Raw genomic sequence first — 16,502 nt, 5'->3', positions numbered from 1 at the left:
TTATAACCCCGCACCCGTAATCAAGATATTCCCACCACCTAAAGGTGGTGGGTTATCTTGATTATTTTATATATTATAACACCGCTTTAGATCTAATGTAATCGAGCAAGAAAATAGGTTTTGCCACATTGCCGGCGGCAAGTAAATGACAAAACCCTTCATTTCTCTGCAATATCAATCCTATAGGAAGCTACTCAAAATTACTTGGACAGCTTCTCAACCAGTTCAGCGATCTGCATAGCATAATCATCTGTTGTATCACCATTAAGGCCAAATGCTACTCTGCAGCCCAGTCCCTGAACATAAGCCCATACAGTATCAAAGAGCTTGTCAACATCCTTATAGCCCTTAGCTACAGCCTTTGCCTTTTCTTCAGCTACAAGACCTGTGCCATAGCTATTGTTCTTGTAGAACTCATTCTTCGCACCTTCCTCTGATACGAAGAGGAGCTTGAAAAGGTGAGTGTTCTTCTTTGCGAAAGTTATATAGTTAAGACCCATATCTACAAAAGGAGTCTCGTTATCGTTAGCCTGAGCCTTGCAATAATCAGCAAAATACTCTTCTGTCTTTACATAAACATCCTTCTTCAGATCATCCATAGAGAAATACATTCTGAAGATAGGCTGTGTAGAACAGCCTGCATTGGAAGCAAGCTTTCTTGCTGTAACAGAGTCAAAACCCGACTTCTTGGTTACCTTAAATGCTGCATTGATTATGTCTGTCTGTGATATTACTGGTTTTCTTGGCATTTCTTGACCTTTCTGAAAAACATTTGATTATTCCCTGCTGTCAGGGTGTCCTTCTAAAAATATATTTGGACTCGCCGATTGGCTATATCCTTGCTAAAATCCCTTATTCTATGTCAAGGGATTCCTTTAGCATAGATAAAACCTCCTCTGCAGAGTGTCCATCCTCATCAATTATGAGATCGGCATATTGTTCATAAAGGGCTGTGCGCTCTCTGTAAAGGTCCTCAAAGGTCTGGCCCCTTCTGATCACAACGCCCCTTCCCTTGATATCATCGAGCCTGCCCTTTATAGTTTTCTCAGACACTTTCAGATATACTATCTTTCCGATCTCTTTAAAATGCTCCATGGCTCTTTGGCCGTACACAACACTTCCGCCGGTAGCGATCACAGTCCCTGAAGCTTCAATGGATGCGTTGACATCCTCTTCAATGCTGATGAATCCGTCTACGCCTTCCTCTTCTATGATCCCGGCCAGTCTCCTGCCCGTTTTATCCTGGATCAAAATATCGCTGTCTATAAATCTCATGCCCATCAGTTTTGCCAATATGACGCCTATTGTACTTTTGCCTGATGCAGGCATACCGATCAGAATAATATTATCCTTTATCAAAATGCCACCGTCCTAAGCTCATAGCTTACTTTTTGATCATCCACTTCCAGTACTCCATAGGTCTTTTGCCTGTCTGACTGTCTGGGAAGTGTGATACTGCCGGGATTGATAATGATAAATCCATCCTCCAGCACTGTATAATCAGGTATATGTGTATGGCCATAGATCAGCATATCGCAGCCCTTGGACCTGGCATAATAAACCAGAGAATTCATATCTATTCCGGGATGAATACTCCTTCCACCCATAGTATGTCCATGAAGGAGCAGCACATTTCTTCCTCCAAGCTTAAATATAAGCTCATAAGGCAGCGAAATATAATCGCAGTTCCCTCTCACGCTCCTGATCTGAAAATCCGTGGGCCCCAATATATTCTCCAAAGCTTCATCCACATCTCCTGAATGAATCAAAACATCAAAAGGCTTTTCTCTTTTTATCACTTCACGCATCCCATCATTTCTACCATGGGAATCACTGATAACTAAAGCTTTGACCATAGCTCCTCCGATGCAATCTGCTTTTTTGGCGCTACCGACTTGTTAGCATGCAGATGTAATTTTATCAGATATCCTTTAAATAAAACAGCATAAAAAAGTCCAAATTTATGCATGGACATAAGTTTGGACCTAGTATAATTGTCGACGTCATCAAAAGGCGCATACTTTTTTTCGGCAAAAGCCCCAATAAGAGCGCATATATATGTAAAAAATTATAATGATAGTCTAATCAAAGGTTATCTACTGAGAAAATTCAACAGCATTATAGCTGCATCCGCCGCTGTTGACTATAAAATATGCCCCTATATAGTTCCAGGCAGGGTTGAGCATACACCTGTTGTGAGAAGGGCTCGCCTTGTATCCGTCAAATATATACTGCACATAAGCATATACGTCACCATCTTTGTTAAAATCCCAGTTTCCTTCCAAAAGGCACAGATTTTCCCCACAGTAGGGCTTGTCATATCCAAGATCTACATACGAACTGCCAAAAGTCCTTCCATCCGGCCTTTTATGATCAAACTTGCCGGGAAGTTCAGCTGTCCTTAGCTCCGCAACCTGCATATTGATATCCCTAACCTGGAGAGCTGCAAGTCCGTTTGCTGTGCGATATGCATTTATCTTGTCAAATAAGAGGGACGAATACAGATCAAGAGATACAGCATCTGAGCTTTGGACATCAGAAGAATCAGGCCGTAAAGCCCCCAGGACGGAAGCATCATAGGAGGAGCACTTTCTGTTCTCCTTTCGTCCATAATTCTCATAATGATGCCACAGAGCCTCCTTGTCATATCCAAAGGCCGCTTTAAGATCAGGATAGCTGTCAGCATAGTACTTGTAGTCAAAATCAGCAGGTATCTGCTGAGCACTGCTCCCAAGTTCAGATAGGGGACTGATCGTAAAAACTATTACGATAGCAACGGTCAGCAAAGCTTTAAGAAATGAACGGAGACTATTTTTCATATCCTTCGCGCTCCTTACCGCTAATAATTATTACACGCATTTACATAGGATTTATAAACGTGATACCGTTCGTTTCTCCCCCGACTCCTCTCAGAATAGCGCCCATCCATATTTGGCAGACAAGCAACACCCCTTTCACCTTTCTATCGGCGCATCAGTTATTGTTGATAAGACTTTTGAGATAAAAAAACCTCCCGCAAAAGCGGGAGGCAATAAAACCAATCGTATTGATCATCAAATAAATGAAGCAGAGAATTTATGCTATATCAGGCATTAACGATCTTGCCAAAATCAGGCTTAAGTGAAGCACCGCCAATAAGTCCACCATCAATGTTGGGCTTAGACAGAAGCTCTGCTGCATTACCTGCATTCATAGAGCCACCGTACTGGATACGAACTTCATCAGCTGTAGCCTGATCATAAAGCTCAGCGATCAGTCCGCGGATAAGGCCGCAAACTTCTTCAGCCTGATCTGCAGTAGCAGTCTCGCCTGTTCCGATAGCCCAGATAGGCTCATATGCGATAACAAGCTTCTTAACCTGATCAGCTGTAACGCCATCCAGATCCCATGTGATCTGTCTCTTGATCCACTCCTTGTAAGTATCAGCCTTACGAAGTGCGAGAGACTCACCGCAGCAAAGGATAGGTGTAAGGCCTGAAGCAAATGCCTTCTTAACCTTCTGGTTGATCAGTACATCATTCTCACCAAAGATATCTCTTCTCTCAGAGTGTCCGATGATAACATATTCTACGCCTGCATCCTTAAGCATAGGAGCAGAGATCTCACCTGTATAAGCACCGCTGTCAACAATATAGAAATTCTCAGCGCCAACATGAACGTTAGTACCCTTAACAGCTTCTGCAACAGGTACGATATCAATTGCAGGAACGCAATATACTACATCTACGTCATCATTCTTTACAAGGTCCCTAAGCTCAGCTACAAGAGCAACAGCTTCAGAAGGAGTCTTGTTCATCTTCCAGTTACCGGCAATAATTCTTCTACGTGCCATTTTATTATTCCTCCAAATTATGATCGCTCACAAGCAGACATTACGCTCTGTCATCTGCAGCATAAACGCCGGGCAGCTTCTTGCCTTCAAGGAATTCAAGAGAAGCGCCGCCGCCTGTAGAAATGTGGCTCATCTTATCTGCATAACCCAGCTGATTAACAGCAGCTGCAGAATCACCACCACCAATGATAGTAGTAGCTTCTGTCTCAGACAGTGCCTTAGCAACAGCTTCTGTACCTGCAGCAAGAACAGGATTCTCGAATACACCCATAGGTCCGTTCCAAACAACAGTCTTAGCTGTCTTAACAGCCTCGGTATACATTGCTACAGTCTTAGGTCCGATATCAGCACCTTCCTTATCAGCAGGGATCTGATCAGCATCAAATACAGCTGTAGCGATTGAAGGATTGTCGATAGGGCTGGGGAACTCATCGATACATACAGCATCAACAGGCAGAAGCAGCTTCTTGCCGGACTTCTCAGCCTTCTCCATCATTTCCTTACAATAATCAACCTTTGTCTCATCCAGAAGAGACTTACCAACCTCATAACCCTTAGCCTTAAGGAATGTATAAGCCATACCACCGCCGATGATCAGTGTATCGCACTTATCAAGAAGAGAGTTGATTACATTGAGCTTATCTGCAACCTTAGCACCGCCCAGGATAGCAACAAAAGGACGAATAGGATTCTCTACAGCATTTCCAAGGAAATCAATCTCCTTCTGCATGAGATAACCAACTGCGCAATTGCCGCCCTTTTCGCGAACATACTTTGTAACTACAGCTACAGAAGCATGTGCTCTGTGAGCAGAACCAAATGCATCACATACATAATCGTCGCAAAGATCAGCCAGCTCTTTTGCAAAAGCTTCGCCTGCTTCTTCAGGCTTAGTCTCTTCCTTGCCTCTGAAACGAGTATTCTGAAGAAGCACTACATCGCCTTCGTTCATAGCCTCAACTGCCTTAGTTGCTTCGTCGCCTGTTACATTGTAATCAGCTACGAAAGTAACCTTCTTGCCCAGCTTCTCAGACAGTCTCTCAGCTACTGCAGCAAGAGATTCGCCTTCGTTGGGGCCGTTCTTTACTTTTCCAAGGTGTGAGCAGAGGATAACCTTTGCTCCGTCTCCGATCAGCTTGTTAATAGTAGGAAGAGCAGCAACGATACGTGTCTCGTCTGTGATCTTGCCTTCCTTAAGGGGAACGTTGAAGTCGCATCTTACAAGGACTCTTCTTCCCTTAGCGTTAAAATCATCTACTGACTTTTTATTCAGTGCCATTATTTAACCCTCCTGTTTATATAAAAAATAAAGAGGGCCCGGCCCCGTCGCATAATGCGACCCGACCGGACCCTTAAAGTCTGCATTTGATTCAATCAAAAGACAGGGCTCTTGAATTACATCTCAGCAAAGTACTTGATTGTACGAACCATCTGGCTTGTGTAAGAGTTCTCGTTGTCATACCATGAAACAACCTGAACCTCATACAGACCATCGCCAACCTTGTTAACAAGAGTCTGAGTAGCATCGAAGAGTGAACCGAATCTCATTCCAACGATATCGGAAGAAACGATCTCTTCTGTGTTGTAACCGAAGGACTCGTTAGCCTGAGCCTTCATAGCGCCGTTAACAGCATCAGCTGTAAGCTCGCCATCATACTTAACTACTGCGAACAGAAGTGTTGTAGAACCTGTAGGTGTAGGAACACGCTGTGCAGCGCCGATGAGCTTGCCCTTAAGTTCAGGAATAACAAGGCCGATAGCCTTTGCAGCACCTGTGCTGTTAGGAACGATGTTGCAAGCGCCTGCTCTTGAACGACGAAGGTCACCCTTTCTCTGAGGTCCGTCAAGGATCATCTGATCACCTGTGTAAGCGTGGATTGTGCACATGATACCGGACTGGATAGGTGCGAAATCATTGAGAGCCTTTGTCATAGGTGCAAGGCAGTTAGTTGTGCAGGATGCAGCAGAGATGATCTTGTCATCCTTTGTAAGTGTGTTGTGGTTAACGTTGTAAACGATTGTAGGAAGATCATTTCCTGCAGGAGCGGAAATAACAACCTTCTTAGCACCAGCATTGATGTGTGCCTGTGCCTTTTCCTTGGATGTATAGAAACCGGAGCACTCAAGGACAACATCTACACCGATCTCGCCCCAAGGGCAGTTGTTAGCATCGGGCTCTTTGTAGATCTTGATTGTCTGGCCCTTTACTGTGATTGTACCAGCTTCGTCATCTGCGGTAACATCATCTTCATGTCCAAGCTCTACATAACGACCCTGTGAAGTATCATACTTCAGAAGGTGAGCAAGCATCTTAGGGCTTGTCAGATCATTGATTGCTACTACTTCGTATCCTTCTGCACCAAACATCTGTCTGAATGCCAGACGACCGATACGACCGAAACCATTAATTGCTACTTTTACTGCCATTTTAAGTTCCTCCTAAAATGAAATTATATAATTGTTGCTGTTCCTTAATCTCTCATGAACTGTATCCTTACGAACGCAGTCATTATTGACAATTTTTTATCAGCAATTCCTATTCTAACGAACTTGACTGATAAATTCAAGTGTTCATTTATAAATATTCAATTACCAAAGCTATTTTCCATAAAATTTATATCGTAACAATTGAATTGTTATCGTAATCCCGATATTACTTCACAAAATATACGTAATTTAGTAAAATGTTAGTAAGTTAAGATATATCAAACCATACATTCTTGGATAAAATATCCAAGAATGTATGCAAATAGGCCATTTGAGAGCGGCCAGGGCCGCTGGGCCTATTTGCCAGATTCATGTTCTCACGAAACACGCAGTAAATGCGTGTTTCTGAAGGTACGTCTAATAACATATACTAAAGAAAAAGGGACAATAGGGAATGAACAATAACGGTGACATTTTTAAAGGTGTCATGCGCCGCAAAGTTTGTGGCCTGATCATCGAGTTCCTGACAGCAGTTTTTTCCTTTATTATGATCTTGACCGACGCTCCTCTCCGCGAAAGTATATACCGGGACAGGAGCTTTACTCTCCTGTGCGGAGTTCTGCTACTGGTACTGGTAGTGTCATTTCTTCTGGGCATAGCAGATCTCAGGCACATCAATGACCTGCAGAGAGAGTCTATCAAATTCAAAAAAATGCTCTACCTGGATCCTCTGACCAATCTTCCCAACAGATACAGCTTTGATAGATACCTGGAGCGTTTTGATGATCCCGATAACCTCAAAAACATGTGCCTCACTCTCATATCCATAGACAACCTGGCGCTTGCCAATATGGAAGGAAGGACCGATGCCGGAGACAGACTCATGGAAGAATTCGGCCATATTGTCAACAGATGCGTCAGTGACGGTTCCTTTGCCTGCAGGAACGGCGGCAATGAATTCCTGATTGTATCAGACAAGGGAAGGAGCGCCAGTCCCTATGAGACAATGGCCATGCTTTGTGAAAGCATCAAAGAATACAATATCCTTCATCCCGAAAACCGTATGATCATCAAGTACAATACCCTTGATGCAGAAGAAATACATCCCCTTCATTATTATGAACTAATAGCCGCTGCATACTCCAGATTCATTACAGAGAGCAGCATATTTGGTACAAGCGACTGACAGATTCATCTGAAAGACAAGAATAATGGACAATACAGACAATAATCTTATAAGTGATAAAAGCGTGATCGCTCACGGTTTTATCGGTGTCTTTCCAGGCGAGGAAAAGGCAAATATAGAAGAAAGCATAAACAGTCTGCTAAGGGAAGAACAGAAGCTGACTGTATTTCGTCGCGGCCTCTTTGCCTTCTGTCTTTGTTGCGTCTTTGTCATGCTGCTCTTCCCTTTTCTTCTGATCGAAAAAAGCCCCCTTGTAAACCTGGCTTCTAAAGTCTCTCTGATAGGAAGAAACGATACAAGAGTAGTAGGCAGCTGGCTGGAGGATGATACCCTCCACGTAATACTAACCGATGCCTACGTCAACGTTCACGATTCCTATCTCATGGAGGAGGACGGTTCCAAATACTATGCTCTGTCTTTTAACGCTCCGGAGAGAGAGATCATTTTTGATGCTCCTGTTGGATCCGTATGGTTCTATATTTGTGACCAGTCCGGCACCTATACCAGGATCTTTTTCGATCCTGCAAGCAGCGAAGGCAGGGGCACTGTCAGTTCAAACTTCCGCAATAACACCTCCGACACCAAAGGAAGCAGGGACTGCGAGCCCCAGGTACTGATCCCCCAGATGAGCGGGGAAACAGTCTATAGCTCAGACGATGTGATAATAGACGCATCCAACGCAAGTCAGGGCTATATATTTGTCAGATATGCAGGCAGTAATGAGAAGGTCAAACTCCAGATCACAGGGAGCGATGATGTAACTTACACCTACAATCTTGCCACCGGCGGAGGCAAGGATGAGGTCTTCCCCCTTTCCGCAGGAGACGGCCTCTACCTGGTAAATGTATACGAGAATATATCCGGCAACCAGTACGCCACAGCATTTTCCGCATCTTTTGATGTCAAGCTGGAAAATGAATTCCTACCCTATCTCTATCCCAACCAGTATGTATGGTTCAATGCAGGGAACCTGGGGATAGCCAAGGGCAAAGAGCTGGCCTGGAGCGCAAATAACGATCTTGATGTCATATCCAACGTATACAACTATATAATTTCCAATATTACCTATGATTACGAGGAAGCGGAAACCGTAGAAAGCGGTTACATTCCTGATATAGACGAAGTCATGGAGACTGGGAAAGGCATATGTCTTGACTATGCCTGCCTTATGGCTTCCATTCTCCGCTCACAGAGGATCCCAACACATATGGAAGTGGGCTATGCCGGTACCGCCTATCACGCCTGGATCAGCTGCTATATAAGTGACAAAGGCTGGGTAAACGGTATCGTCCAGTTCGATGGCACCACCTGGCAGCTTATGGATCCCACCTTTGGTTCCACCACACCCGAAGAAAAACTCAGATCCTTTATCGGTGACTCTTCCAATTATTCTGTCAAATACATTTACTGATCAGATCCGCTATGGGGAAGCCTTATGGATGCAAAAGTAAAAAGCAGAAAAAAACGAGAATTATCTGATAGTGAGCTTGCCGCTTTCTGCGGTCAGTTTGCCATGCTCCTGGAGGGAGGCATAGCCCCTACGGAAGCCACAGATATCCTTTTATCAGATACTTCAGACACAAGATCAAAAGAGCTTTTGACAGACCTTTTATCCATGCTAAGGCAAGGAGAACGTTTTCATATCGCCCTTGGCATGTGCCAGGTATTCCCGCCCTATGTCATATCCATGATCAGGATTGGCGAAGAGACCGGCAATCTGGATACTGTCCTTGCTTCTCTTTCAGCTTTTTACCAGAGAGAGGATGAACTCAAGGAAGCCACCAGAAGTGCCATTACCTATCCCTCCATCATCACTCTGATGATATTCGTTATAGTCATGATCCTTCTTACCAAGGTCATGCCTATCTTTGCCCAGGTATTTGCACAGTTGGGAACAGGAATGAGCGGCTTTTCACAGATTCTCCTGAATATAGGTAATTCCATGAGTAAATGGTCCATGGTGATCATCAGCCTGGTTGCCACATTCTCCATTCTCCTCTTCCTGTCCACTCAGACCCGAAGAGGAAGACGTATCGCAGAGCGGGCAGGAATGCATTTCGGCCCCTTTCATGATCTCATATGCGATATGGCTATCAGCCGCTTTGCAGGAGGCATGTCAATGGCTATCAGAAGCGGAATGGATACATATACATCTCTGCAGCTCATCAAGAGGATAGTAGAAAACAAAGAAATAGCGGACAAAGTTGATGTATGTATAGATGAGATCACCAAAGAAGCAAGCTTCCCTGAAGCCATCAAAAAAACAGGTATGTTTAACGCCGTATATACAAGAATGCTTCTGGTAGGCTTCAGATCCGGCTCCATGGACAAGGTCCTCTCTCAAATCGCAGATAAATATGACAAGGATGCAATGCGAAAGATTTCCATCCTTCTATCCATCATAGAGCCTGCCCTTGTCATCATCCTGTCCTTTATAGTCGGAATGGTGCTTTTATCTGTAATACTCCCGCTTATGGGCATCATGAGCCAGATTGGCTGATAACGAGGCTTTATGGGTAACTTTTTTAAAAGAAAAATAACAAAACCATTTAAATCAATAGCCGGCTATATCTACCTGATCATTAGCATAATCATGCTCATCCTCTTTAATCTGGGCATAGACAGTATAGGTATGAAGTCTCTCTACTACAGGCAGGATTCACTCTCAAATGCTCTGAGAAAGGATATAGCCCAGTGCTATGCAATTGAAGGCTTCTACCCTCCAAGTCTGGAATATATAAGAGAACATTACGGGCTATCCTATGATGAAGAAGTCTTTTTTATAGATTATTCCGCTTTTGGTTCCAATATTTACCCGGACGTGACCATACTCAACATCCAGACAGGGGTCGCATCTACCATAAGATAACGATCAGGAGGCAGCCGTGACGCAGCAGCTAAGCAGAGACAAGCATATAATAGAGACCATTACTCTTACAGCTCTCCTCTTTGGATTTGCCCTGTGTTCTGTAATGGTCATTGCCCTGGGCTCTTCAGTTTACAAAAGGACGCTCTCTGCATCTGATTCGTCCTACGAGATCAGAACAGCAGGTTCTTATGTACTGAACAAGATACGCTGCGCAAGCTCCTCTGATATGATACGGATAGGTAAAGTAGGCAATTCTCCGGCCATCAAGATTTACGAAGAGTTAAACAAAGAGACATATGTCACTTCTCTGTACGTCTATGACGGCTCTCTAATGGAGATCATGAGCAGCGAAAAAGCAACCATATCTCCCATGACAGGCCAGAGGATCATGGATATGGACAGCATGGACATCTCCATGGTGGACAACAGCCTTTGCCGAATAGAGATGGCCATGACAGATAAAAGCACAATAAGAGTATACGTTGCATTAAGGAATAATGCAGAATAAAGGGAGCAAATAGATATCAATATGCGGGATGGTTTTAACAAGATAAGCAGCTCATCATTATTTCTCACAGAGCTGATAATTTCATTATTCTTTTTTGCCATCACCTGCGCAGTCTGCGTCCAGATATTTGCCAGGGCATACCTGGTCACCAAAAGGGCATCGGACGAAACAAAAGCAGGACTTTTTGCTGATTCCATAGCCCAGATATATATCAGCTGCGGCGGAGATCTGAGCCGTATTTATGATGAATTTCCCAATTACTGCATAATGAGCAAGGATGACAGTCAGTCCACAGGCTCTATCATCATCTGCCTGGATAAGGACTTTAATCCGATCATGAGCCCCGCTTCTGACATAAACGAGACTGCAAATAACACTTATTACGAAACAGTGATAACAACAAAGCTTGTATATGCAGATGATCTGTATAAGGATTATTCAGACAATTCAAGACTGGGCTATGCATCAGATGCCTGCATTTATGTATTCAATACTTCTCATACTCACGAACTGATAACAGGTGAAGATGCAAAAGATGCAGCTTCACCTATTCTGCAGATCCCAATGGGTCTTTATCTTGGACTTAAAAAGGAGGCTGCCTATGAATAAAAGGATCAGCCTTAATATGCCTATTGGTGCAGTTTCTATATTGTTGATATTCCTGGCAGTGAGCCTTATTTCCTTTGCCCTTTTGTCTCTCCAAAGCGCCCTTGCAGAGGAGGCTCTCTCATCCAAAGCTTCAGCCAATACCCGCAGCTATTACAGCGCTGTACTGGCGTCAGAAGGCTTTATGGCTGACACAGACGCAGCTCTTCATCAAATATATAATTCTGCCTCTGACAAGAATGATTATATGCAAAAAGCAGGCTCTGTCATACTTAAGGAAGATTTCCCCATAAGCGACTGCCGTTATCTTCACGTGGAGCTATCTCCCGTATATCCTGATAGCAATACCGATCTCTGCTACAGCATATCTGTCTATAACACAGTAACTGACGACAGCGCCCTGGGTTATGACGAAGGGCATATCCCCCTTGAATAAAGAATCAAAAATGCATCCGGCAGCTATTAACCACGCGGATGCACTTCTATGTCGTGAATACAAGGATGTATTTCGACATGCTCAGAAGTGCACGGATGCACTTCTATGTCGTGATCTCTGCTACAGGTCCTCTACGTCCATATCTCTGGCTGCAAAGGATTCCTTGATGACCTGCTTGTCCACATTGTGTCCAATGCCGGTCCTCATATTTCTGACAATCTCATCTTCTGTATCCAGGCTCCTGACCGCTTCACTGCGCACATGAGAATCCAGAAATCTGTACACCTCAAGGAACACTGCTTTGGGTACCTGGAAGCTCACAAAATCAGCAGGTCCCAACTTAAAGCGTATAGATCCGAAGTTCTTTGTGACTTCCAGCACATCCAGGTAATGAACCCTTATATTGCTACCTTGACCGTTGGTCCTGAAGCTGAAGTGATCATTAAAGATATAGAGAACGCCTTCAGCAAAAGCGCAATTACAGGGAATAGTATATACAGGCTTTGACTCGTCATCTCTGCTAGTCTCAGACTCTCCAACAGCAGCCGAGCGTTCCACTCTGTCTGCTATAAAATGATAATAATAGCCTGCTATATCCTTGTTTTCGAATTTAACAGGGATATAGTGTACGTCATAGCTGTCTCCGCTTGTACCTTTACTGGTGATCAGGAGTTCTTTGATATAACGCTTGCAGGAGGATATGGTTGCATATCTGATATCCACCGGCTTTTCGCCCACAGGAGTAAAGCGGATCCTGTCATCAAACAGTTCCACCAGCGTTTTATCCTTATCCCAGTATGCAAGCTCACTTCGGATCAACTTATTATCACTCATGCTGTTTCGGCCTTTTTACCTGTGTACAGTTGATAGTATTTGCCCTTCTTATCCAATAGCTCTTCGTGACTGCCTCTCTCTATGATACGTCCCTGTTCCATAACAAGGATACAGTCGGAGTTGCGAATGGTAGACAGCCTGTGCGCTATTACAAAGGTAGTCCTTCCACTCATCAGCTTGTCCATACCATCCTGAACCAGCTTTTCTGTTCTGGTATCAATAGAGCTGGTAGCTTCATCCAGGATCAGTACCGGGGGATCAGCTATAGCTGCCCTTGCGATTGCAAGAAGCTGTCTCTGACCTTGTGAAAGATTGGCTCCGTCTCCTGTAAGCTGAGTATCGTAGCCGTTTGGCAGCCTTCTGATAAAGCCATCTGCATTGGCCAGCTTTGCAGCAGCTATTACTTCTTCATCTGTAGCATCCAGCTTGCCGTATCTGATATTATCAGCTACCGTTCCGGTAAAAAGATGAGTCTCCTGAAGAACTATGCCAAGGGACCTTCTCAGATCCTTTTTACATATCTTATTGACATTTATATTATCGTACCTGATCTTTCCATCCTGAATATCATAGAAACGATTGATCAAATTGGTGATGGTGGTCTTACCCGCACCTGTGGTACCGACCAGCGCTATCTTCTGACCGGGCCTAGCGTGAAGCACAATGTTATGCAGCACCATCTTGTCATCATTGTAGCCAAAGTCTACATCATTAAAGGTTACATCACCCATAAGGGGCTTATAATCAGTGGTACCCTCAGCCTTATGATAATGCTTCCATGCCCACTTGCCGGTGTGCTCGTCTGTCTCTGTGATCTCGCCATTTTCCATCTTGGCATTGACTAGTGTCACATAGCCCTCATCGGTCTCAGGCTCCTGATCCAGGAGTCTGAATACTCTGTCTGCACCTGCCAGGGCCATGATGATGGAATTAAGCTGCATAGAAACCTGGTTTACCGGCATAGAGAAGTTCTTGTTAAACGTCAGGAAGGATGCAAGGGAACCTACTGACAGACTTCCAAAGAGTCCGATAAGAGCCAGGAGAAATGCTACTCCTGTACCTGTTGTCTCAGAAGTGGTAAGAGCCAGAGCACCGCCTACGATAGTGCACATTACGTAGCTCACATTACCCAGCTGGGCATTGATGGGCATGAGTATTGATGAAAAAGCATTTGCCTTATAAGCGCTCTCATACAGAGCTTCATTATATCTGTCAAACTCTTCAACAGCCTGTTTTTCGTGGCAGAATACCTTGACAACCTTCTCACCGTTCATCATCTCTTCGATGAAGCCATTAAGAGTACCCAGATTCTTTTGCTGGGCTATAAAGTTCTTACCGGACATCTTGGTAACCTTGCCAGATACAAAGAGCATTACTGCTACCATAAAGAGTGTTACAAAGGTAAGAGGAATATTGAGTATGATCATGGACCCCAGTACACTGACAATGGTGATGGCACTGTTAAGGAGCTGAGGCAATGACTGGGAAATCATCTGGCGCAAAGTATCGATATCATTGGTATACACTGACATGATATCGCCGTGGGCGTTGGTATCAAAATACTTGATAGGAAGGCTCTCCATATGTTCAAAGAGTCTGATCCTCAGGTTCTTTAGTGTACCCTGGGTCACATATACCATAGTCCAGGCCTGTATAAATGCAGCAGCTATACCTATGGCATAAAAGCATGCCACCCTGAGCATAGCAATGGCAAGAGGGCCATAATCCACTGCTTCTCCGGCTCTGGCAGCCTTGGACAAGGGCTCTATATATGCGTCGATCAAGGTTCTGGTAAAAAGAGTTCCCTGGATATTGGCGAATACACTTATGAGTATACAAGCTACTACCACTATAAGATGGACTGTATAATTCTCCATTACTGCCTTTATCAGTCTTACAAAAAGTTTACCGGGATTATCTATCTTTGGCCTAGGCATTCCTCTCATTCCTCTTCCGCCGTGGCCGCCTACTTTTACTACTTTTTCTTCAGCCATTTATTACCTCCACACCGGTCCATTGCCGGCATCTGTATTCATCATCAGGCAGGTTCGTCAAAATCCGCATCTGCATTGGCTCCGGTCTGGGATTCATATACTTCGCTATAAATGGAGCAGCGACCAAGGAGCTCTTCATGACTGCCAAAATCTGCTACTTTGCCATTATCCATTACTATGATCCTGTCACATTCCATTACAGATGAGATTCGCTGAGCTATGATAAGCCTTGTCATGCTGGGCAATTCACGGATAAATGCATTCCTGATAATGGCATCTGTTGCAGTATCAACAGCGGATGTGGAATCATCCAGTATTAATACCTTGGGCTTCTTTAACAGGGCTCTGGCAATACACAGTCTCTGCTTCTGACCACCTGACACATTGCTGCCTCCCTGCTCTATATAGGTGTTATAACCCTGAGGCATCTTCTCAACAAACTCATCTGCGCAGGCCAGCTTGGCAGCCCATCTGCAATCTTCATCTGTCGCCTCAGGATTACCCCAGCGAAGGTTATCATAGATGCTGCCTGAGAATAGCTCGTTTTTCTGCAGTACTACCGCCACCTGATTTCTCAAGGCTTCCATGTTGTAATCTCTTACGTCAAGGCCGCCTACCTTTACAGCACCCTTTGTCACATCATAGAGCCTGCTGATAAGGCTTACCAGGGAAGACTTGGCAGAACCGGTAGCACCTATGATGCCTATGGATTCTCCGGAATTTATGGATAGGTTGATATCCTTGAGTACCGGCTCATCCGCATTCCTGTCATATGCAAAATCAACATGATCAAATACTATGGATCCATCCTTTACTTCATATACAGGAACGTCAGGATCTGTCAGATCACTCTTCTCATTGATAACTTCACTGACACGTCTTGCAGAAGCTTCAGACATGGTGATCATCACAAATACCATAGATACCATCATCAGGCTCATAAGGATATTCATGCAATAGGTGAGAAGGCTCATCAAGGTACCGGTAGAGAGACTTCCTGCCACGATCATGTGAGCTCCCATCCAGCTGATAAGAAGGATGCAGGAATATACGGTAAACATCATAAGAGGTCCTGCTATTGCCACTCTCTTCTCTGCTTTGACAAACATGGAATATATAGCAGTAGCAGCCTTTTCAAACTTATTGTCCTCATGCTCTTCTCTGACATAGGCCTTGACCACTCTTATAGCAGATACATTCTCCTGAACGCTCTCATTGAGCTTGTCATATTTTTCAAACACCTGCTTGAAATATACCATTGTTGACTTCATGAACAGACCTATCACCAGCATCAGAAAGATAACAGCTATCAGGTATACCGTTGCGATCCTGGGACTCAGATAAAATGACATAGCCATGGCTACTATCATAGACATAGGAGCCCTGACAGCCATAGACAGTATCATCATAAAAGAGTTCTGAATATTGGTAACATCAGTGGTAAGCCTGGTAACCAGACCCGATGTGGAAAATTTATCTATATTGGAAAAAGAGAAAGTCTGAATATTGTCATGCATAGCCTTTCTCAGATTTCTGGACAGTCCTGCCGCAGCCTTGGATCTGGAATAACCGCCCATACATCCGCAGATCAATCCCAAAACAGCCACAAATAGCATAAAGAGACCCGTCCTTACGATATAGCCCATATCTCCTCCGGACACGCCTATATCCACCATATGTCCCATGAGTATGGGGATTATCATTTCACAGATCACTTCGCCTACCATCCAAAGGGGTGCTGTGATCGCTATTAGTTTAAATTCTTTTAGCTGACTTAATATTGTTTTGACCATTCGAATCACCCTTTACC

The 16,502-nt window shown here is 44.1% G+C and carries 17 protein-coding genes; 7 read left to right on the top strand and 10 right to left on the bottom strand.

The genetic code is table 11. From position 1 onward, the window contains the following. Window positions 1-200 precede the first annotated feature (200 nt). The 7 genes from G636_RS0116360 to gap form a co-directional block, all read right to left on the bottom strand. Window positions 201-749: a TetR/AcrR family transcriptional regulator gene (locus tag G636_RS0116360; RefSeq protein WP_026508939.1), complete on the bottom strand. Its 549-nt coding sequence runs from the start codon at window positions 747-749 to the stop codon at window positions 201-203. Between the two features lie 103 nt (window positions 750-852). Beyond that, window positions 853-1,329: a shikimate kinase gene (locus G636_RS0116355; RefSeq protein ID WP_081668559.1), complete on the bottom strand. Its 477-nt coding sequence runs from the start codon at window positions 1,327-1,329 to the stop codon at window positions 853-855. A 26-nt stretch (window positions 1,330-1,355) separates the two neighbouring features. Beyond that, entirely contained in the window at window positions 1,356-1,856 is a 501-nt protein-coding gene (locus G636_RS0116350) for a metallophosphoesterase family protein (protein WP_035779955.1), read from the bottom strand. Between the two features lie 240 nt (window positions 1,857-2,096). After that, window positions 2,097-2,819, bottom strand: a complete 723-nt coding sequence (locus G636_RS20955; RefSeq protein WP_026508936.1) for a CAP domain-containing protein — start codon at window positions 2,817-2,819, stop codon at window positions 2,097-2,099. Between the two features lie 266 nt (window positions 2,820-3,085). Beyond that, window positions 3,086-3,832: a triose-phosphate isomerase gene (gene tpiA, locus G636_RS0116340; protein ID WP_026508935.1), complete on the bottom strand. Its 747-nt coding sequence runs from the start codon at window positions 3,830-3,832 to the stop codon at window positions 3,086-3,088. A gap of 40 nt (window positions 3,833-3,872) precedes the next feature. Continuing rightward, window positions 3,873-5,111, bottom strand: coding sequence for a phosphoglycerate kinase (locus G636_RS0116335; protein WP_026508934.1), 1,239 nt, complete (start codon window positions 5,109-5,111; stop codon window positions 3,873-3,875). A 116-nt stretch (window positions 5,112-5,227) separates the two neighbouring features. Further along, window positions 5,228-6,259 (bottom strand): type I glyceraldehyde-3-phosphate dehydrogenase, encoded by a 1,032-nt coding sequence (gene gap / locus G636_RS0116330; RefSeq protein WP_026508933.1) that lies wholly within the window; start codon window positions 6,257-6,259, stop codon window positions 5,228-5,230. A gap of 454 nt (window positions 6,260-6,713) precedes the next feature. On the opposite strand from gap, the gene G636_RS0116325 reads away from it, so the two are divergent. The 7 genes from G636_RS0116325 to G636_RS0116295 are packed head-to-tail and all read left to right on the top strand — an operon-like array spanning window position 6,714 to window position 11,864. Further along, window positions 6,714-7,445 (top strand): GGDEF domain-containing protein, encoded by a 732-nt coding sequence (locus G636_RS0116325; RefSeq protein ID WP_026508932.1) that lies wholly within the window; start codon window positions 6,714-6,716, stop codon window positions 7,443-7,445. A gap of 25 nt (window positions 7,446-7,470) precedes the next feature. Next, on the top strand, window positions 7,471-8,856 hold the full coding sequence (locus G636_RS0116320) for a transglutaminase-like domain-containing protein (protein ID WP_051227099.1): 1,386 nt from the start codon (window positions 7,471-7,473) through the stop codon (window positions 8,854-8,856). Window positions 8,857-8,880: 24 nt separating this feature from the next. Continuing rightward, a complete protein-coding gene (locus G636_RS0116315; protein WP_026508930.1) occupies window positions 8,881-9,945 on the top strand; it encodes a type II secretion system F family protein in 1,065 nt (354 codons plus the stop codon). 12 nt (window positions 9,946-9,957) lie between these two features. Beyond that, on the top strand, window positions 9,958-10,314 hold the full coding sequence (locus G636_RS0116310) for a hypothetical protein (protein ID WP_026508929.1): 357 nt from the start codon (window positions 9,958-9,960) through the stop codon (window positions 10,312-10,314). Between the two features lie 16 nt (window positions 10,315-10,330). Then, the gene (locus tag G636_RS0116305) at window positions 10,331-10,822 is read left to right on the top strand and encodes a DUF4860 domain-containing protein (protein ID WP_026508928.1); all 492 of its coding nucleotides are present in this window, start codon (window positions 10,331-10,333) and stop codon (window positions 10,820-10,822) included. A 21-nt stretch (window positions 10,823-10,843) separates the two neighbouring features. Then, the gene (locus tag G636_RS0116300; protein WP_026508927.1) at window positions 10,844-11,431 is read left to right on the top strand and encodes a hypothetical protein; all 588 of its coding nucleotides are present in this window, start codon (window positions 10,844-10,846) and stop codon (window positions 11,429-11,431) included. After that, on the top strand, window positions 11,424-11,864 hold the full coding sequence (locus G636_RS0116295) for a hypothetical protein (RefSeq protein WP_026508926.1): 441 nt from the start codon (window positions 11,424-11,426) through the stop codon (window positions 11,862-11,864). The genes G636_RS0116300 and G636_RS0116295 overlap by 8 nt, the downstream gene beginning before the upstream one ends. 120 nt (window positions 11,865-11,984) lie before the next feature. On the opposite strand, the gene G636_RS0116290 is transcribed toward G636_RS0116295, so the two are convergent. The 3 genes from G636_RS0116290 to G636_RS0116280 are packed head-to-tail and all read right to left on the bottom strand — an operon-like array spanning window position 11,985 to window position 16,485. Then, window positions 11,985-12,698 carry a hypothetical protein gene (locus G636_RS0116290; RefSeq protein WP_026508925.1) on the bottom strand — a complete coding sequence of 238 codons (714 nt, stop codon included), beginning with the start codon at window positions 12,696-12,698 and terminating at the stop codon, window positions 11,985-11,987. Continuing rightward, window positions 12,695-14,692, bottom strand: a complete 1,998-nt coding sequence (locus G636_RS0116285) for an ABC transporter ATP-binding protein (protein ID WP_026508924.1) — start codon at window positions 14,690-14,692, stop codon at window positions 12,695-12,697. Before G636_RS0116285 ends, G636_RS0116290 begins: the two co-directional genes overlap by 4 nt. Before the next feature lie 44 nt (window positions 14,693-14,736). Next, window positions 14,737-16,485, bottom strand: coding sequence for an ABC transporter ATP-binding protein (locus G636_RS0116280; RefSeq protein WP_026508923.1), 1,749 nt, complete (start codon window positions 16,483-16,485; stop codon window positions 14,737-14,739). Window positions 16,486-16,502: the final 17 nt, after the last annotated feature.

Origin of the sequence: Butyrivibrio sp. MC2013 (genome assembly GCF_000424585.1) — a bacterium.
Classification (GTDB): domain Bacteria; phylum Bacillota; class Clostridia; order Lachnospirales; family Lachnospiraceae; genus Butyrivibrio.
Note: the sequence above shows the minus strand (reverse complement) of the source record. Positions and strands in the feature narration are given on the sequence as shown.

Bases quoted from the DNA above. Each gene is read 5' to 3' on its own strand.
- G636_RS0116360 (WP_026508939.1), bottom strand. From the start codon at position 749: ATGCCAAGAAAACCAGTAATATCACAGACAGACATAATCAATGCAGCA.
- G636_RS0116355 (WP_081668559.1), bottom strand. From the start codon at position 1,329: ATGCCTGCATCAGGCAAAAGTACAATAGGCGTCATATTGGCAAAACTG.
- G636_RS0116350 (WP_035779955.1), bottom strand. From the start codon at position 1,856: ATGGTCAAAGCTTTAGTTATCAGTGATTCCCATGGTAGAAATGATGGG.
- G636_RS20955 (WP_026508936.1), bottom strand. From the start codon at position 2,819: ATGAAAAATAGTCTCCGTTCATTTCTTAAAGCTTTGCTGACCGTTGCT.
- tpiA (WP_026508935.1), bottom strand. From the start codon at position 3,832: ATGGCACGTAGAAGAATTATTGCCGGTAACTGGAAGATGAACAAGACT.
- G636_RS0116335 (WP_026508934.1), bottom strand. From the start codon at position 5,111: ATGGCACTGAATAAAAAGTCAGTAGATGATTTTAACGCTAAGGGAAGA.
- gap (WP_026508933.1), bottom strand. From the start codon at position 6,259: ATGGCAGTAAAAGTAGCAATTAATGGTTTCGGTCGTATCGGTCGTCTG.
- G636_RS0116325 (WP_026508932.1), top strand. From the start codon at position 6,714: ATGAACAATAACGGTGACATTTTTAAAGGTGTCATGCGCCGCAAAGTT.
- G636_RS0116320 (WP_051227099.1), top strand. From the start codon at position 7,471: ATGGACAATACAGACAATAATCTTATAAGTGATAAAAGCGTGATCGCT.
- G636_RS0116315 (WP_026508930.1), top strand. From the start codon at position 8,881: ATGGATGCAAAAGTAAAAAGCAGAAAAAAACGAGAATTATCTGATAGT.
- G636_RS0116310 (WP_026508929.1), top strand. From the start codon at position 9,958: ATGGGTAACTTTTTTAAAAGAAAAATAACAAAACCATTTAAATCAATA.
- G636_RS0116300 (WP_026508927.1), top strand. From the start codon at position 10,844: ATGCGGGATGGTTTTAACAAGATAAGCAGCTCATCATTATTTCTCACA.
- G636_RS0116295 (WP_026508926.1), top strand. From the start codon at position 11,424: ATGAATAAAAGGATCAGCCTTAATATGCCTATTGGTGCAGTTTCTATA.
- G636_RS0116290 (WP_026508925.1), bottom strand. From the start codon at position 12,698: ATGAGTGATAATAAGTTGATCCGAAGTGAGCTTGCATACTGGGATAAG.
- G636_RS0116285 (WP_026508924.1), bottom strand. From the start codon at position 14,692: ATGGCTGAAGAAAAAGTAGTAAAAGTAGGCGGCCACGGCGGAAGAGGA.
- G636_RS0116280 (WP_026508923.1), bottom strand. From the start codon at position 16,485: ATGGTCAAAACAATATTAAGTCAGCTAAAAGAATTTAAACTAATAGCG.